The 16,128-nt window shown below is 70.4% G+C and carries 17 protein-coding genes; 10 read left to right on the top strand and 7 right to left on the bottom strand.

The window, feature by feature from the left end; genetic code table 11:
* Positions 1–55: 55 nt before the first annotated feature.
* The 6 genes from RS82_RS02770 to RS82_RS02745 are packed head-to-tail and all read left to right on the top strand — an operon-like array spanning position 56 to position 5,245.
* On the top strand, positions 56–298 hold the full coding sequence (locus RS82_RS02770) for an exodeoxyribonuclease VII small subunit (RefSeq protein WP_045296751.1): 243 nt from the start codon (positions 56–58) through the stop codon (positions 296–298).
* Entirely contained in the window at positions 298–945 is a 648-nt protein-coding gene (locus tag RS82_RS02765; RefSeq protein ID WP_045296749.1) for a DUF4245 family protein, read from the top strand. The genes RS82_RS02770 and RS82_RS02765 overlap by 1 nt, the downstream gene beginning before the upstream one ends.
* A gap of 35 nt (positions 946–980) precedes the next feature.
* Positions 981–1,592 (top strand): carbonic anhydrase, encoded by a 612-nt coding sequence (locus RS82_RS02760; RefSeq protein WP_084695430.1) that lies wholly within the window; start codon positions 981–983, stop codon positions 1,590–1,592.
* Between the two features lie 54 nt (positions 1,593–1,646).
* Positions 1,647–3,041: a class II fumarate hydratase gene (locus tag RS82_RS02755; RefSeq protein ID WP_045296747.1), complete on the top strand. Its 1,395-nt coding sequence runs from the start codon at positions 1,647–1,649 to the stop codon at positions 3,039–3,041.
* 48 nt (positions 3,042–3,089) lie between these two features.
* The gene (locus RS82_RS02750; protein ID WP_045296745.1) at positions 3,090–4,592 is read left to right on the top strand and encodes a sensor histidine kinase; all 1,503 of its coding nucleotides are present in this window, start codon (positions 3,090–3,092) and stop codon (positions 4,590–4,592) included.
* The gene (locus RS82_RS02745; protein ID WP_045296744.1) at positions 4,589–5,245 is read left to right on the top strand and encodes a response regulator transcription factor; all 657 of its coding nucleotides are present in this window, start codon (positions 4,589–4,591) and stop codon (positions 5,243–5,245) included. The genes RS82_RS02750 and RS82_RS02745 overlap by 4 nt, the downstream gene beginning before the upstream one ends.
* A 116-nt stretch (positions 5,246–5,361) precedes the next feature.
* Here RS82_RS02745 and RS82_RS20580 read toward each other — a convergent pair whose 3' ends face one another.
* The 4 genes from RS82_RS20580 to RS82_RS02720 all read right to left on the bottom strand — a co-directional run bounded on the left by RS82_RS20580 (position 5,362) and on the right by RS82_RS02720 (position 9,797).
* Complete coding sequence (locus RS82_RS20580) at positions 5,362–6,123, bottom strand: hypothetical protein (protein ID WP_052676667.1); 762 nt, start codon at positions 6,121–6,123, stop codon at positions 5,362–5,364.
* Positions 6,124–6,290: 167 nt separating this feature from the next.
* Entirely contained in the window at positions 6,291–7,646 is a 1,356-nt protein-coding gene (gene phoH2, locus RS82_RS02730) for an RNA 5'-3' helicase PhoH2 (protein WP_045296741.1), read from the bottom strand.
* Between the two features lie 198 nt (positions 7,647–7,844).
* Positions 7,845–8,975, bottom strand: coding sequence for an aminotransferase class V-fold PLP-dependent enzyme (locus RS82_RS02725; RefSeq protein WP_045296740.1), 1,131 nt, complete (start codon positions 8,973–8,975; stop codon positions 7,845–7,847).
* A gap of 36 nt (positions 8,976–9,011) precedes the next feature.
* Positions 9,012–9,797: an isoprenyl transferase gene (locus tag RS82_RS02720; protein WP_045296739.1), complete on the bottom strand. Its 786-nt coding sequence runs from the start codon at positions 9,795–9,797 to the stop codon at positions 9,012–9,014.
* A gap of 112 nt (positions 9,798–9,909) precedes the next feature.
* Here RS82_RS02720 and trhA point away from each other — a divergent pair, with 112 nt between their 5' ends.
* Entirely contained in the window at positions 9,910–10,653 is a 744-nt protein-coding gene (gene trhA, locus RS82_RS02715) for a PAQR family membrane homeostasis protein TrhA (protein WP_211255845.1), read from the top strand.
* 82 nt (positions 10,654–10,735) lie between these two features.
* Here the strand turns inward: trhA and RS82_RS02710 are convergent, their stop codons facing one another.
* Positions 10,736–11,056 carry a hypothetical protein gene (locus RS82_RS02710; RefSeq protein WP_045296737.1) on the bottom strand — a complete coding sequence of 107 codons (321 nt, stop codon included), beginning with the start codon at positions 11,054–11,056 and terminating at the stop codon, positions 10,736–10,738.
* A gap of 114 nt (positions 11,057–11,170) precedes the next feature.
* On the opposite strand from RS82_RS02710, the gene RS82_RS02705 reads away from it, so the two are divergent.
* Positions 11,171–11,569: a DUF4307 domain-containing protein gene (locus RS82_RS02705; RefSeq protein WP_045296736.1), complete on the top strand. Its 399-nt coding sequence runs from the start codon at positions 11,171–11,173 to the stop codon at positions 11,567–11,569.
* Positions 11,570–11,700: 131 nt separating this feature from the next.
* Positions 11,701–12,192 (top strand): transcription elongation factor GreA, encoded by a 492-nt coding sequence (gene greA, locus RS82_RS02700; protein WP_045296735.1) that lies wholly within the window; start codon positions 11,701–11,703, stop codon positions 12,190–12,192.
* Between the two features lie 50 nt (positions 12,193–12,242).
* Here the strand turns inward: greA and ilvA are convergent, their stop codons facing one another.
* Complete coding sequence (gene ilvA, locus RS82_RS02695) at positions 12,243–13,523, bottom strand: threonine ammonia-lyase (protein WP_045296809.1); 1,281 nt, start codon at positions 13,521–13,523, stop codon at positions 12,243–12,245.
* A gap of 8 nt (positions 13,524–13,531) precedes the next feature.
* Positions 13,532–14,722, bottom strand: a complete 1,191-nt coding sequence (locus tag RS82_RS02690) for an AI-2E family transporter (RefSeq protein WP_045296734.1) — start codon at positions 14,720–14,722, stop codon at positions 13,532–13,534.
* A gap of 85 nt (positions 14,723–14,807) precedes the next feature.
* Here RS82_RS02690 and RS82_RS02685 point away from each other — a divergent pair, with 85 nt between their 5' ends.
* Positions 14,808–16,118: a winged helix-turn-helix domain-containing protein gene (locus tag RS82_RS02685; protein WP_157005334.1), complete on the top strand. Its 1,311-nt coding sequence runs from the start codon at positions 14,808–14,810 to the stop codon at positions 16,116–16,118.
* Positions 16,119–16,128 lie beyond the last annotated feature (10 nt).

Below are 16,128 nucleotides of genomic sequence, written 5' to 3'. Positions count from 1 at the left end.
TGCGTCCGAACGAGCGGCGCGCGGGGCGGACCCCGCAGCCGAATAGACTGTGACTATGACTGAGACGAGCGGCGCCCTCACGGACGTCGCGACCCTCTCGTTCGAGCAGGCGCGCGATGAACTCGTCCGCGTCGTCGCCGAACTCGAGCAGGGCGCCCCGACCCTCGAGCACTCCCTCGCTCTCTGGGAGCGCGGCGAGGCGCTCGCCGCTCGTTGCGAGGAATGGCTGCTGGGGGCCAAGCGCCGGCTCGAGGCCGCACGCGCCTCCGCCGATCGCGCGCAGGGCGAGGTGCACTGATGGCACGCGGACCACGGATCGTCGCCGAACTCGGTCGCCCCGAGACGCCCGAGGAGACCGCCGACCGCAAGGCCGAGTCGTCGCGGATCTACCGCTCGAGCCAGAACGTGCGCAATCTCATCGCGGCGCTGCTCGCGACGCTGGCGGTCGTGATCGTGATCATCGCCGCCGTGCCCCGCGGCACCCCGCCGCCGCGCGAAGCGATCGACGTCGCCTCGGTCGCAGCGGGCGTCGCCGCCTCCGAGGGGCGCACGGTCATCACTGCGGAGATGTCCGATGCGTGGATCGTGAACCGCGCCGGCATCGAGGGCAACGGCGGGGTCCGCGCGTTCACCGTCGTCTACGCCCCCGCCGAGGAGGACGAGCGCGGCTTCCTGCGCGTCGCGCAGGGATTCGATGCCGACGAGGCGTGGCCGGCCCGCGTGCTCTCGGGCTCCGCCCCGCAGGACACCGTCACGATCGACGGCATCACCTGGGAGCGCTACGAACTCGACCCCGACCGCACCGGGAACATCTCGGTCGCGCTCGCCACCGACGCCGGCACCGACACGGTGCTCATCTACGGCGCCGCCGGCGAGACCGCCCTCGAAGAGACGGCACGCTCCGTCACAGACCAGATCACCGCACTGCGCCAGGAGGCCGAGTGACCGATCAGCCCACCCCCGCGAAGGCCTGGCGGGAGATGCAGCGCGGCAACGCGCGCTTCGTCGCCGGCGAACCCCGCCACCCTCGGCAGGACGCCGACACCCGGCATGAACTCGCGGGAGGGCAGCGACCCCGCGCCGCCCTCTTCGGCTGCGCGGACTCGCGTCTGGCGGCGGAGATCATCTTCGACAAGGGCCTCGGCGACCTCTTCGTCGTCCGCAACGCGGGCCAGGTCGTCTCCGAATCCGTCGTGGGCAGCCTCGAGTACGCCGTCGCGGTGCTCGAAGTGCCCCTCATCGTGGTGCTGGGCCACGACGCCTGCGGCGCAGTCCGCGCGGCGATCGACAGCACCAGCCCCGACGCCGATCCGCTGCCCCCGCACATCTGGCGGCTGATCTCGCCGATCGTGCCCGCGGTGCGCCGCGTCCAGCGGGCGTCCGCCGTGGACGGCGAGTACCCCGACGTGATCGACGCCGAAGAGGTGGGTCGCGAGCATCTCCGCGACACCGTCGGCGAGCTGCTGCACTCCTCCGAGCTGATCAGCTCCGCCGTCGCCGAAGGGCGCCTCGCGATCGTCGGCGCCAACTACCGCCTCGGCGAAGGCACCGCGGTGCCCGACGTCATCGTCGGGATCACCGACACCGCCTGAACACAAAAAAGCTCTGCCAAGACACCCCTGTACCGACACGTGAGGAACAACGACGTGACCGACATCGAGTACCGCATCGAGCACGACACCATGGGCGAGGTGCGCGTTCCCAAGAACGCGCTCTACGCTGCGCAGACGCAGCGCGCCGTCGAGAACTTCCCGATCTCCGGCGACCGGCTCGAGCCCGCCCAGATCGTCGCGCTCGCGCGCATCAAGAAGGCCGCGGCGCTCGCGAACAAGGAGCTCGGCACGCTCGACGGCGTCATCGCCGACGCCATCGCCGGCGCCGCCGACCGCATCATCGCCGGCGAGTTCGCCGACCAGTTCCCGATCGACGTCTACCAGACCGGCAGCGGCACGTCGTCGAACATGAACATGAACGAGGTGCTCGCGACCCTCGCCACCCAGGCGCTCGGCGCGACCGTGCACCCGAACGACCATGTCAACGCCTCGCAGTCGTCCAACGACGTGTTCCCGACCTCGGTGCACATCGCCGTGACGCAGGAGCTCATCGACGACCTGATCCCCGCGCTCGACCACCTGGCCGTCGCCCTCGAGGCGAAGGCCGACCTCTGGAAGACCGTCGTCAAGTCCGGCCGCACCCACCTCATGGACGCGACTCCCGTGACCCTCGGGCAGGAGTTCGGCGGCTACGCCCGCCAGATCCGCCTCGGCATCGAGCGCGTGCAGGCCGTACTCCCGCGCGTCGCCGAGGTCCCCCTCGGCGGGACCGCGGTCGGCACCGGCATCAACACTCCGCTCGGCTTCCCGCAGCGCGTGATCGAGCTCATCGTCGCCGACACCGAGCTGCCGATCACCGAGGCCAAGGACCACTTCGAGGCCCAGGCCAACCGCGACGGCCTGGTCGAGGCATCCGGCGCCCTTCGCACCATCGCGGTGTCGCTGACCAAGATCAACAACGACCTCCGCTGGATGGGCTCCGGCCCGAACACGGGCCTCGGCGAGCTGCACATCCCCGACCTGCAGCCCGGATCGTCGATCATGCCCGGCAAGGTCAACCCAGTGATCCCCGAGGCCACGCTCATGGTGTGCGCCCGCGTCATCGGCAACGATGCGACCGTCGCATGGGCGGGCGCCTCCGGTGCCTTCGAGCTCAACGTCGCCATCCCGATCATGGGCAGCGCGGTGCTCGAGTCGATCGAGCTGCTCGCGAACACCTCACGGGTGCTCGCCGACAAGACCATCGACGGTCTGGAGGCGAACATCGAGCGCGCCGCGGCGTACGCCGGCATGTCGCCGTCGATCGTCACGCCGCTCAACAAGCTCATCGGCTACGAGGCCGCCGCCAAGATCGCCAAGCACTCCGTCGCGAAGGGCATCACGGTGCGCGAGGCCGTGATCGACCTCGGCTACGTCGAGCGCGGCGAGCTCACGCTCGAGCAGCTCGACGAGAAGCTCGACCTTCTCTCGATGACGCACCCGGGCTGATCCGCCCACCCCATGCCGCCAGCCGTGCGTCGGCGGGATAATCAGGTCATGGCCCGAACGCCCCGCCCGGTTCCCGCGCGCGTCAGGATCCTCGCCGCGATCCTGGCGGTCGCGTGCGTGGGTCTGGCGATCGTGGGCAGCGTCACGTTCCTGGTGCAGCGCGAACAGGCGCTCGGCGACGTGAACGAACGTCTCAAGGACCAGGTGAAGGTCCTCGAGGACGTCGCGACCGGTGAAGCGGTCGACCCGACCGACGGTACCTCCGCGGCGGTGGAGGATCTCGACAAGAACGACTTCCAGAACGTCGACGATTACCTGAACGCGGTGGTGGCACGCTTGGTCCCTGCTCGCAACGAGGCGTCGCTCGCTCTGATCGACGGAGTTCCGCGATGGGCGCCGCAGACGTTGTCGGGCTTCAGCATCGCTGAGAACAAGCAGCTCATCGATCGGGTCGTCCGGGAGACTGCGAAAGGCGACACGAAGCGGGGCACCGCCGTCACCGACCAGGGTTCGCTCCGCTACATCGCGATCCCGGTGAGCATGGCCGGCGATCCGCGACAGGGCCTGTACGTCCGCGCGGTCGATCTGAGCGCGGAGCTGCAGCCGGTGACCTTCGCCATGACGACGTACGTCATCGCAGCGGTCGCCGTGCTGTTCGCGATCGGGATCGTGGGGTGGTTCGTCACCGGCCGGCTGCTGTCGCCGATCCGCCGCCTCCGCGAGACGGCCGACGCCATCTCGATCACCGACCTTTCGCATCGACTCGAGCCCCAGGGCAATGACGACATCGCCGACCTGTCGCGCACGGTCAACTCGATGCTCGATCGCCTGGAGGATTCCGTCGATGTGCAGCGACAGCTTCTCGACGACGTGCGCCACGAGCTGAAGACGCCGATCACGATCGTGCGGGGGCACCTCGAGCTCATGAATCCGCAGGATGCGGCGGACGTGGCGTCCGCCCGGGACATCGGCATCGCGGAGCTCGACCGGCTCACGCGGCTCGTCGAGGACATCGACCTGCTGGCCACCGCCGAGGCCGACTCCTACAGCCTCGGAACGGTCGACCTCGCCTCGCTCACCGAGCGGGTGGGCGAGCTCGTCGCCGTCATCCCCGGGCACCACTGGACGATCGAGGCCCGTGCCGAGGGCGTCACGGTCGGCGACCAGGACCGCCTGCTGCAGGCATGGCTGCAGCTCGCCGACAACGCCGCCAAATACACGCCCGAAGGCAGCCCCATCGAGATCGGCAGTGCCCACTCCGATGACGGCTCACGGCTCTGGGTGCGCGACCACGGGCCCGGCATCCCACCAGGAGCGCGGGCCAGGATCTTCCGCCGCTTCGACCGCGCGCACGTGAAGCGCTCGGTGGGCGGGTCCGGTCTCGGCCTCGCCATCGTCGATGCGATCGCGAAGGGCCACGGCGGGCACTGCGTCGTCACCGATACGCCGGGCGGCGGCGCGACATTCACGATCCACCTGCCTCCCACAGAGGCCGAACTGCCGGCACCGGTTCGTGCCGGAGACGTGCTGCAACGGGAGGCCGCCGGATGACCAGGATCCTCATCGTCGAGGACGAACCTCGGATCGCCGCGTTCGTGAGTCGCGGCCTCGAGGCCGCCGGCTACGAGACGCTCGTCTTCGAGGACGGCCCGGAAGGGCTCGAATCGGCGCTGCGCGGGGATGCCGATCTCGTGCTCCTCGATGTCGGCCTGCCCACGATGGACGGCTTCGAGGTGCTGCGCGAGCTGCGGGCCCGAGGTTCCGCGGTGCCGGTGATCATGCTCACCGCGCGTTCCAGTACGCGGGACACGGTCACCGGGCTGGACGCGGGCGCCAACGACTACGTACCGAAGCCGTTCACGTTCGAGGAGCTGCTGGCACGCGTGCGCTCGCGCCTGCGCGAGAGCGTGCCGCAGCCCGGCGTCGCGATCTCGCACGGCGACGTGGTGCTCGACATCCTCGCCCGCCGCGCGACCGTCGACGGCCGCGAAGTCGATCTGTCGGCGCGCGAGTTCTCCCTCGCGGAACAGTTCCTGCGCAACCCCGGCCGCGTGCTCAGCCGGGAGCAGCTGCTGAGCCGGGTGTGGGGTCTCGACTTCGACCCCGGTTCGAACGTGGTCGATGTGTACGTGCGGTACTTGCGCGGCAAGCTCGGCGCCGACCACATCGTCACGGTCCGCGGCGCGGGCTACCGCTGGGAGTGAGCCGCCACCGGGTCAGCCATGATCCGGGGTGCACACGCGCCGCAGGCAGGAAGAAGCCCCCGGCGCTGGGGGACGCCGGGGGCTGTGAAAGGCCGGACTGGGGGATCCGGCCGTTGTCAGTCGCGCCTGTCTGGGGAATTGCGCGACTGGTCCTTCTTCCCGTCGTTGCCGGCGCCGTTGCCGTTTCCGACGTTCGATCCCGCGTGCGCGGGAGGCTTCTGACCGGTCCACTGCTGACCGGACTCCTTCTGCTGCTTCTGGGGCCGCTGCTGTGCGGGGACCTTATGCTCCGGTGCGGGAGCCTGGACGACGCCCTGCCGCTGAGCGGTGGAGTCGTTCGATTCACTCGAACTGTTCGCGCCGCCCGACTTGTTCCCCTCGTCCAGCGGGTTCTGGTCGGTGATCTCGCGCTCCAGCCGTGCGATCAGCGCATCGAGCCGGCCGCTGGGCCAGCCGTGCGAGTCCGCCCAGGTGCGCAGCGCGTCCCAGGTGCCTGCGGCCTTCGCCGCGGCGATGGCCGAGTCGATGTCGCCGGTCGCTGCGGGAGGTGCCGGAGCGGCGGGCGCATTCTCGGGCGCTGCGGTCGCCGGTGTGCGCGGGCTGATCGACGGGGGCGGCACGACCTCGACGGGTTCGGGCGCCTGGACCACTTCCGGCTCGGCCGAGGGGGTCAGGGCGTCGGGTGTCGTGGCCTGCGCGGGCTGGGGCGCCGCCGACGGGGCTCCCGCCGCGGGGACGACGACGCGCTTGGACGCGATGCTCGTGCCCGGCGAGTCGGCCAGGGCCGCGGTGTTCGCGAGGGCGACGGCGGTCACGACCGCGACGCTCGCCGCGACAGCGGTCATGCCGCCGATCACGAGCCCCGTGCGTACGTGCAATTCTCGCCTGCCCTCCCTGTGCGCGGAATCGTTTCCCCTCATCCATGGTGACAGACCGATCGCGCGGTATGCGCCGCCGGCGATGAGACTTTCCTCATGCGCGCACGACGCAGCGGGCCGGGATCCGGCACCCGACCCGCTGCATCGTCAGCTGATGGCAGTGGCGCTCAGGCGAGTTCTCCCGCCTCCAGGAGGTCGGTGACGAGCGCGGCGATGGCCGACCGCTCCGACCGCACCAGCGTCACGTGGCCGAACAGCGCATGGCCCTTGAGCGTCTCGATGACCGAGGCGACACCGTCGTGGCGCCCGACCCGCAGGTTGTCGCGCTGGCCCACGTCGTGGGTGAGGACGACGCGCGAGTTCTGCCCGATGCGGCTCAGCACCGTCAGCAGCACGTTGCGCTCGAGCGACTGCGCCTCATCGACGATCACGAACGCGTCATGCAGCGAACGACCGCGGATGTGCGTCAGCGGCAGCACCTCGAGGAGGCCTCTTTCGACCACCTCGTCGAGCACGTTGGTCGACACGACGGAGCCGAGCGTGTCGAAGACCGCCTGGCCCCACGGGTTCATCTTCTCCTGCTGGTCCCCCGGCAGGTAGCCGAGCTCCTGCCCGCCGACGGCGAACAGGGGCCGGAACACGATGATCTTGCGCTGCTGCTGCCGTTCGAGCACCGCCTCCAGCGCCGCGCACAGGGCGAGCGCCGACTTGCCGGTGCCGGCGCGGCCACCGAGCGACACGATGCCGACCTCGGGGTCGAGAAGCAGGTCGATGGCGATCCGCTGCTCGGCAGACCGCCCGTGCAGGCCGAACACCTCGCGGTCGCCGCGCACCAGACGGTACTCGCCGTCACCGACCACGCGACCCAGCGCCGAGCCTCGCTCGGAGTGGATGATCAGGCCCGTGTTCACCGGGAGTCCCTGCACGTCCTCACTGGAGGCGACTTCGCTCTCGTAGAGGTCGCTGATGTCGTCGCCCGACACATCGAGCTCGGAGATGCCGGTCCAGCCGGAATCGACCGCCTGCTCGGCGAGGTACTCCTCCGCGGTGATGCCGAGCGACGCCGCCTTGACCCGCATCGGCAGGTCCTTCGAGACGACGGTGACCTCCTGCCCGTCCTGGGCGAGGTTCATCGCGATGGCGAGGATCCGGCTGTCGTTGTCACCGAGCCGCATCCCCGAGGGGAGGACCGTCGCATCGGTGTTGTTCAGCTCGACGCGGAGCGTGCCGCCCTGACCGACCGGAACGGGGAAATCGAGGCGTCCATGCTCGACGCGGAGTTCGTCGAGATGGCGCAGCGCCTGCCGGGCGAAGTAGCCGATCTCGGGATCATGCCGCTTGCCCTCCAGCTCCGTGATCACCACGACGGGGATCACGACGCTGTGCTCGGCGAAGCGGAAGAACGCCCGCGGATCGCTCAGCAGCACCGAGGTGTCGAGAACATAGGTCCGCAGATCCTGATCGGAATCGGCGACCCGCTCGAGGTCCTGACTGCGCTGCTCGTGTGGTGCTCGTGTGGTCACAACCCACTCCCGCCCCGGGTGCTTCACCCGGCAGTCACGAGTCGACCATGGGTCACGAGTCGCGATCCGGAAGGCCGACTCGACCGGGCTCCTTGCCCGATGCGCTCACGCTAAGGCCGCCCTGCGACAACGGACGCGCCCGACACGCAAGATCGCGTGACATGTTGGTTAACGGATGCTGCACACGCCGCATCCACGTCACCAGACGCGTGAGGACGAAAAGGCCGCGAGCGCGTCGCCGAACAGCCGCAGCGTGTCGGCACCGGTGCCGACGTGCGGGGCGACCCGGATGCGACCGCTGCGCGTGGTGACGGTCAGGCCGTGGTTCGCGAGCGAGGCGGCGAGCGGGGCCGCATCCTGCGCGGCGGGCTCCAGGGTCACGATGCCCGCGTGCCGCCCGGGTTCGCGGGGAGTGACCACCGGCACCTCGTAACGGTCGGCGAAGAACATGACGTCCGCAGCGCGCGCCGCCAGGAGCGCCTCGATCTCGGCGACGCCCACGTCGACCACCTCGCGAAGCGCCGTGGCCAGGCGTGCGGCAGCCAGCGTGTCGAGGCCTGCCACCGAGAACGCCTGGGCGGAGGCCGACGGAGCCGGCACTGCGTCGACGGGCAGTTCGCCGTCGACGCCCTGGAAACCCGACAGCACGGGCGCGATGCGCTCGAGCGCGCGGTCGCCGAACCAGGCGAACCCGGTGCCGCGGCCGGCGCGCAGCCATTTGTAGCCGTTCGCGCAGACCACGTCGGCAGCGAGGTAGTCGGCCTCGACCATGCCGAAGCCCTGGACGGCGTCGACGATGAGAAGGCGATCGCCGATCACCCCGCGGATCGCCGACAGGTCGGTGCGGTACCCGGTGCGGAAGTCGACGAGGCTGACCGCGACGGCGCGGGTGTCGTCGGAGAGTGCCGAGCGGATCGCATCGGGTGTCATGAAGCCGTCAGGCGGCTCGACCCACTGCAGCTGCACCGATCCGAACGCCTCCGAGGCGCGTGTGGCCGCGACCGTGAGACTCGGGAACTCGCCGCGACCGAGCATGAGCCCGCCGGCGAGCCCGTAGATCGCGTGCATGAGCCCGTACGTGGTGGATGGCTGCAGCACCACGTGCGAGGCATCCGTCCCGATCAGCTCCGCGACCAGCTCGCGGGCCTCACGCACGTGCTCGGCGACGAGCTCGATGCTCGTGCGGCGGCCAGAGCCGAGCAGCTCGGTGTCCCCCTGCGCCTCGCTGCGGACCGCAGGAGAGAGCGGCCCGAACGCCGCCCAGTCCAGATACCCCGGTTCCCCATCGAACGACGCCAGATATGAATCCAGATCCGTCACGCGGATCATTCTGGCAGAGGTGCGAACCCCGGTGTGACAGGCCGATCAGCCGCCGTATCGGCGGTCCCGCGAGGCGAAGTCGCGGATGGCGCGCAGGAAGTCCACCTCGCGCAGATCCGGTCCGAGCGCCTCGACGAAGTAGAACTCCGAGTGCGCCGACTGCCACAGGAGGAAATCGCTCAGCCGCTGCTCTCCCGAAGTGCGGATGACGAGGTCCGGATCGGGCTGGCCGCCGGTATAGAGGTGCTCGCCGATCTGCTCGGGCGTGAGACTCGCCGCCAGCTCCTCGAGCGACCCGCCACGCTCGTCATGCTGGGCGATGATGCTGCGCACGGCGTCGACGATCTCACCCCGGCCGCCGTAGCCGACCGCGAGGTTGACATGCATCCCTGCGTTGTCCTTCGTGCGGGTCTCGACGTCCGCGAGCACGCGCCTGAGGTCCTCCGGCAGTGCGTCGGCCCGCCCCACGTGCTTCACGCGCCAGTCGCGCTCGTGCGAGAGCTCATCGGCGAGCTCGGCGATGATCTCGATGAGGTCGGACAGCTCCCGCGAATCGCGTTTGCGCAGGTTGTCGTTCGACAGGAGGTACAGCGACACGACACGGATGCCCACGTCGTCGCACCAGCGGAGGAACTCCTTCATCTTGGCCGCGCCCGCGCGATGGCCGTGCGCGGCGGAGTCGTAGCCGAGCTGTTTGGCCCACCGGCGGTTGCCGTCGATCATCATCGCGAGGTGGCGGGGAACGGATGCCGGGTCCAGACGTCGACGGAGGCGGTTGATGTAGAGCCGATACAGGGGCCCCCTGCCCTCGTTCGTCTCGCCGCGCGCCACACGCCTACGCTACCCCGGTCGCGACGTCGACCCTAGCGTGCGACCCAGTACCGCTTCCCCCGCGACCGGGCATGTTCCCCTCGCGGCATGCACCCCCCTCTACGCTGGGCACATGAGCCGTCGTCGCAGTCTTCCCCGGGCCCCTGAGGTCCCCGTGCTGCCGCTGATGGATGCCGCGGCCGTCGACGCCTCGACGCCCGATCTCAAGCCGACGTGGCGCGGCTGGATCCACGCGGCGACCTTCCCCATCGCGATCGCGGCCGGCATCGTGCTCATCGTCCTCGCGCAGGGCGCGCCGGCGAAGTGGGCGTCGGCGGTGTTCATGGCCACCTCGCTGCTGCTCTTCGGCAACTCCGCGCTGTACCACCGGTTCGACTGGAAGCCGAAGACCAAGGCGATCCTCAAGCGCATCGACCACGCCAACATCCTGCTGCTGATCGCGGGCACCTACACTCCGATCGCGGTGCTCGCACTGCCACCCCAGCAGGGAGCGCTTCTGCTGGTCCTCGTCTGGAGCGGCGCGCTGCTCGGCATCCTCTTCCGCGTCTTCTGGATCCACGCCCCGCGCTGGCTCTATGTCGCCCTGTATCTCCTCCTGGGATGGGCGGCCGTCATGTACATCGTGCCGCTGTTCCGGGCCAGCGCGGCCATGATGGTCCTCGTCGCCATCGGCGGCCTGCTCTACACCGGCGGCGCCGTCGTCTACGCGCTCAAGCGCCCCAACCCGTGGCCCGGCCACTTCGGGTTCCACGAGATCTTCCACGTCTGCACGGTGCTGGCATTCCTCTGCCACTGGACGGCGTGCCTCATCATCGCGCTGCACCCGTACTCTCCGTCACTGGGGCTTGCGAACTGAGGACGAGACGGTCCCCGCGCCCCTCGGGCGCGCGGGTCCGGCTGCGGGCCGCAGCATCCGTCGCCGCCACCGCTCGGGCGGCTCAGCCCTTGGGCGGCGCCGCGGCGTCCCCGCGCCCCTCGTCGGCCGCCGGGTCGATGCTCTGGTCGTCGACCTCGGTGGCCTCCGTGGCGCGCGCCGCCTGCTCCTCGGCGTCCAGCTGCTCCTGGATGTCGGCGCGCACGCGGCCCCGGCGGATGCGACGCATCATGTCCCAGATCAGGAAGATCACGGCGATCGCGATGAGCGCGGTGAACAGGAATCCCACGACTCCCGGGCTCACGAGGTTCGGATCGACCGCGGGAGTGGGAGTCGGCGTCGGAGTCGTCGCGGCGGAAAGGAGTGCGACGATCGCGTGCTGCATGGGGTCCTCGCTCTGCCCGCGGGGCGGGCTGTGTCATCGGGGGTGCGCGCGAGCGCATAGCCTGGAGTTCCAGCCTAATCTTCCGATCCGACCCGACGAGCCCGAAGGAGCGGCGTGACCACGCAGGACATGCTCGACGAGCGGTACGGCCGCCGCCGCTCCCCCGCACGGGCGTGGCTCATCGGCGCCGGCATCGTCGTCGCGGTCGGCGTCGTCGGCCTCTTCGGCTGGTTCACGGTGCGGGGGTCGCTCAACTCCGTCGACTCGGACACGACATCGTTCGAGGTCGTCGACGAGCACTCCGTGATGCTCGGATTCCAGATCAGCAATCCCCCCGGCGCCGCGGTCGCATGCGCGATCGAGGCGCAGGACGAGGAGCACGGAGTGGTGGGCTGGCGGATCGTCGAGCTGCCGGCATCCGACCTCCACGCGCGCGCTTTCCGCGAGGCGATCCCGACGACCGCGCTCGCCACCACCGGCTTCGTGAATTCGTGCTGGGTGCTGCCCGGATGAGTTTGTCCGAACAGGCGCCGTGACGTAGTCTGGCGGGACATCAGCAGAATCGCGCCCTGGCCGTGAGCCGGGGCGTTCGGTTTATGCCCGCACCGCTCCGGTCGGCAGCGGGCCCAACGAAGGAGTCAGCCGTGTCCACCGACGCCCCCGTGACCTTCCTCACCCAGGACGCCTACGATCGCCTGGCCGCCGAGCTCGAGCACCTCTCCACCACCGGCCGCGAGGAGATCGCCAAGCGCATCGAGGCCGCGCGCGAAGAAGGCGACCTCAAGGAGAACGGCGGCTACCACGCCGCCAAGGACGAGCAGGGCAAGCAGGAGGCGCGCATCCGCACGCTGCAGCACCTGCTCAAGACCGCGACGGTCAGCGAGGCGCCCGAGAGCAACGGAGTCGTCGAGCCCGGCACCGTCATCACCGCGATCGTGGCGGGCGGCGAAGAGGTCTTCCTGCTCGGCAACCGCGAGATCGCCGTCGGCTCGGAGCTCGACGTCTACAGCGAGGCTTCGCCTCTGGGCGTCGCCATCCTTGGCCGCAAGGAGGGCGAGAAGACGTCGTACACCGCCCCCAACGGCCGTGAGATCGCCGTCGAGATCGTCAAGGTCGAGACCTACAACGGGCAGTGACCCGACTGCGGCCCCAGCGGGTCCTCTGAGGCCGCCGGACGCGGCTTCGCCTAGTCCGGAACGACCGTGGGCGCGTAGCCCGCATCCTCGAGCACCGAGATGACATGCGCGCGGTGCTCCTCGCCGCGCGTCTCGACGCTCAGCTGCAGGATCACCTCGCTGATCTGGATGCCCTGCCCGTGGCGGGTGTGCAGCACCTCGATGACGTTCGCCCCGGCGATCGCCAGCAGCTCCGACACGCGCGCGAGCTGACCGGGGCGGTCCGGCAGCGGGATGCGCAGCGTCATGTACCGACCGGATGCCGCGAGCCCATGCGCGACGACGCGCTGCAGCAGCAGCGGATCGATGTTGCCGCCCGAGAGCACCGTGACGGTCGGACCGGTGGCGACGACCTTGCCGGCCAGGATCGCCGCGACACCCACCGCGCCCGCGGGTTCGACGACCTGCTTGGCGCGTTCGAGCAGCACCAGCAGGGCGCGGGCGATGTCGTCCTCGGTCACCGTCACGACCTCGTCGACGAGATCGCGGATGATCTGGAAGGGCAGGTCCCCCGGCCGGGCGACCGCGATCCCGTCGGCGATCGTCGGCGATGTCGGGACCTCGAGCGGATGCCCCGCCTCGAGCGACGCCGGATACGCGGCGGAGTTCTCGGCCTGCACGCCGATCACCCGAACCGTACGGCCCTCCGCCGCGGCGCGCGCCTTGACCGCGGCGGCGACGCCGGCGACGAGTCCTCCCCCGCCGATGCCGAGGACGACGGTGTCGAGGTCGGGCAGCTCGTCCATGAGCTCGAGGCCCAGGGTCCCCTGACCGGCGATGACGTCGTGGTGGTCGAACGGGTGGATGAAGACGGCGCCCGTGCGCTCGGCGAACTCCGCTGCAAGGCGCAGCGGCGTCTCGACGGTGGCGCCCTCCAGCACCACGTCGGCGCCGTACCCGCGCGTGGCGAGGAGCTTCGGCACCGGCACGCCGAGGGGCATGAAGATGGTCGCATGGATCCCGAGCGCCTTCGCCGCGAGCGCCACGCCCTGCGCGTGGTTGCCTGCCGAGGCGGCCACGACGCCGCGGGCGCGCTCCTCGGCGGTGAGCCGCGACAGGCGGTAGGTCGCCCCGCGGATCTTGAACGACCCGGTGCGCTGCAGGTTCTCGAGCTTGAGGTGCACCGGCACGCCCAGGACGTCCGACAGGTGCAGCGAGGCGTCGAGCGGGGTGTGCGCGATGACACCCTCGAGGGTGGCGGCAGCATCCTCGAAGTCCGCGAGCGTCGGAACGGCCGAGGCGAGCGCCGCCGGGGCGGGCGCGGTCTGGGCGGCCTGATCGGCGGATGACATGGCGGTGGTCACGAACGGACTCTCCTCTGCCGGGGGACGGTACTCCAGATGAGATCCCCGGTGGGTCTGGCGCCGGTCTCCCACGCGCGTTCGGCCAGGTAGACCGCCACGACGTTCACGAACGCGGCGAGCGGCACGGCGAAGAGGGCTCCCGGGATCCCTGCGATCATGGCACCGCCCGCGACCACGAGCACCACCGCGAGCGGGTGGACCTTGACGGCGGAGCCCATCAGGAGCGGCTGGAGCACATGACCTTCGAGCTGCTGCACGCCCAGGACGACCACGAGCATCCACAGCGCGATCCACGGACCGTTGTAGACGAGCGCGAGGAAGACGGCGACCGTTCCGGTGACCACGGCACCGACGATCGGCACGAACGCGCCGAGGAACACGAGCACGGCGACGGGGATCGCCAGGGGCACCCCGAGGAGCGCGGCGCCCAGACCGATGCCGACGGCGTCGATCGTCGCGACGAGAAGCTGCGTGCGCGCGTAGTTGACGACGGTGATCCATCCGGCGCGGCCGGCGCCGTCGGCGGCGGGTCGCGCCTTCTTGGGGAACAGCCGCAGGGTCCAGCGCCAGATGCCTGCGCCGTCGGCGAGCAGGCACAGCAGGATGAAGAACGCGAGCACGGCGCCGGTGACGACGTGGCCGATCGTGGAGCCGATGGCGAGTGCGCCCGACCACAGCAGCTCGGCCTGCTGCTGCAGGAAGGTCCAGCCCTGTGCGAGGAGGTCGTCGATCTGGTCCTCGCTCAGGTGGAGGGGGCCGTCGATGAGGTACTGCCGGAACTGCTCGATCGCCGCGACGGTGCTCGCCTGCACCGAGCCCCACTGCTGCATGATCTGCCAGACCACGAGCCAGAGCAGCCCTGACACGATCGCGATGGTGCCCACCACTGCGATGACGATCGCCAGCCAGCGCGGCACGCGGCGCCGCAGCATCCAGGTGAAGGCGGGCCACAGCAGTGCGGTGATGAGGATGGCGATGAGGAGCGGGATCACCAGCAGCTTCAGCTGTATGACGAGCCACACGCCGACCCCGATCGCGGCGGCGACGACGATGAGCCGCCACGAGTAGGCGGTCGCGACGCGGAGGCCGTGCGGGACCGCCGCGGACGTCTCGGTCGACACGACTCTGCTGCGGTCGCGGACGGCGTCGAAGAGGGAGCCGCGGGGCTTTTCGTCGGGGCCGCTCATTGACCCAGTCTAGGCGCGTCGCATTCCGCGCCGGTCATGAACGGCGGTCGGCGCGATGTCCGCGCCCCGGGCTACGCTGGCGCGCGTGAAGTCCTCACTCAGCGCCGCGGAGGCGCGCCGCGTGGCTCTCGCCGCCCAGGGGTTCGGGCGACCCCGACCCACCGCCGCCGGCACCCGGCAGCTGAACGGCGCACTGGCACGCATGGCGACGCTTCAGATCGACTCGGTCAACGTCTTCGCCCGTTCCCACTACATGCCGTTGTTCTCGCGCGTCGGCGCCTATGACACCGCCGCGCTCGACCGCCTGCTGTTCGCGCGGCGCTCACCCTACGTCGAGTATTGGGCTCACGTCGCCGCCTTCATCCCGGCCGAAGACTGGGGACTGTTCGATTTCCGCATGCAGGCCTTGCGTGCGAAGTACGGCAAGCCCGGTGGCTGGTTCGACGCGAACCGCGACATCGTCGACTGGGTGCGCGCCGAGCTCGCCGATCGCGGTCCGCTTCGCCCGGCGCAGATCGAGCACGACGCCAAGGAGAGCGCGCGCGGCCCCTGGTGGGACTGGGACGTCGTCAAGCAGGCCCTCGAATATCTCTGGATGTTCGGCGAGGTGGCGATCGCCGGCCGTCGCGGCTTCGAGCGACGGTACGGCCTCGCCGAACAGGTGATCCCACGCCACGTGCTGGAGGCGCCGGTCCCCCGTGATGACGCGGTGCACGAGCTCACCCGTCGCGCGGCGCGCGCGTACGGGGTCGCGACCGCCGCCGACATCGCCGACTACTGGCGTATCGCCGACCGCAAGGCCGTGACGACCGCCCTGGGCGACCTGGTCGACGCCGGCGAACTGCACCCGATCACCGTCGAAGGGTGGACGACCGCCGGTCGCCCGGCCAAGGCGTGGCTGCACGCCGACGCCGTCGTGCCCCGCAAAGTCGACGCCGCCGCGATCCTGACGCCCTTCGACCCGGTCGTGTGGTTCCGCGATCGTGCCGAGCGGCTCTTCGACTTCGAGTACCGCATCGAGATCTACACACCGGCATCGCGTCGCCGGTTCGGGTACTACTCGCTGCCCGTGCTCATCGGCGACGACATCGTCGGCCGCGTCGATCTGAAAGCCGACCGCGCCGCCTCGAGACTGCTCGTGCAGTCCGCGTGGTGGGAGCACGGCGGGCCTCCCGATGCTGCGCCTCGCCTCGCCGACGAACTCCGGCTCGCCGCAGCCTGGCAGGGCCTCGAGTCCCTCTCCGTCTCACGCTGGGGCGATGCCACCGACGACCTCGCCCGGGTCCTGCCCGAGGCGACGCGTCACGAGGCGCGTCCAGCGGAGCCGGTGCCGCTCGCCCCGGACGAGCCCGTCGCAGGCGCACGAGACCTCGACGTCGAGGCGCTCGCGGGCTGATCCGGCGATC

The organism is Microbacterium trichothecenolyticum (assembly GCF_000956465.1).
Classification (GTDB): domain Bacteria; phylum Actinomycetota; class Actinomycetes; order Actinomycetales; family Microbacteriaceae; genus Microbacterium; species Microbacterium trichothecenolyticum.
The sequence above is the reverse complement of the archived record's forward strand: the minus strand, read 5'-3'. Positions and strand labels throughout refer to the sequence as shown.

Excerpts from the sequence above, each read along its gene's own strand:
- RS82_RS02750 (WP_045296745.1), top strand. The coding sequence starts at position 3,090 with ATGGCCCGAACGCCCCGCCCGGTTCCCGCGCGCGTCAGGATCCTCGCC.
- trhA (WP_211255845.1), top strand. The coding sequence starts at position 9,910 with ATGAGCCGTCGTCGCAGTCTTCCCCGGGCCCCTGAGGTCCCCGTGCTG.
- RS82_RS02710 (WP_045296737.1), bottom strand. The coding sequence starts at position 11,056 with ATGCAGCACGCGATCGTCGCACTCCTTTCCGCCGCGACGACTCCGACG.
- RS82_RS02725 (WP_045296740.1), bottom strand. The coding sequence starts at position 8,975 with ATGATCCGCGTGACGGATCTGGATTCATATCTGGCGTCGTTCGATGGG.
- RS82_RS02760 (WP_084695430.1), top strand. The coding sequence starts at position 981 with ATGCAGCGCGGCAACGCGCGCTTCGTCGCCGGCGAACCCCGCCACCCT.
- RS82_RS02770 (WP_045296751.1), top strand. The coding sequence starts at position 56 with ATGACTGAGACGAGCGGCGCCCTCACGGACGTCGCGACCCTCTCGTTC.
- ilvA (WP_045296809.1), bottom strand. The coding sequence starts at position 13,523 with ATGTCATCCGCCGATCAGGCCGCCCAGACCGCGCCCGCCCCGGCGGCG.
- RS82_RS02745 (WP_045296744.1), top strand. The coding sequence starts at position 4,589 with ATGACCAGGATCCTCATCGTCGAGGACGAACCTCGGATCGCCGCGTTC.
- RS82_RS02690 (WP_045296734.1), bottom strand. The coding sequence starts at position 14,722 with ATGAGCGGCCCCGACGAAAAGCCCCGCGGCTCCCTCTTCGACGCCGTC.
- RS82_RS02765 (WP_045296749.1), top strand. The coding sequence starts at position 298 with ATGGCACGCGGACCACGGATCGTCGCCGAACTCGGTCGCCCCGAGACG.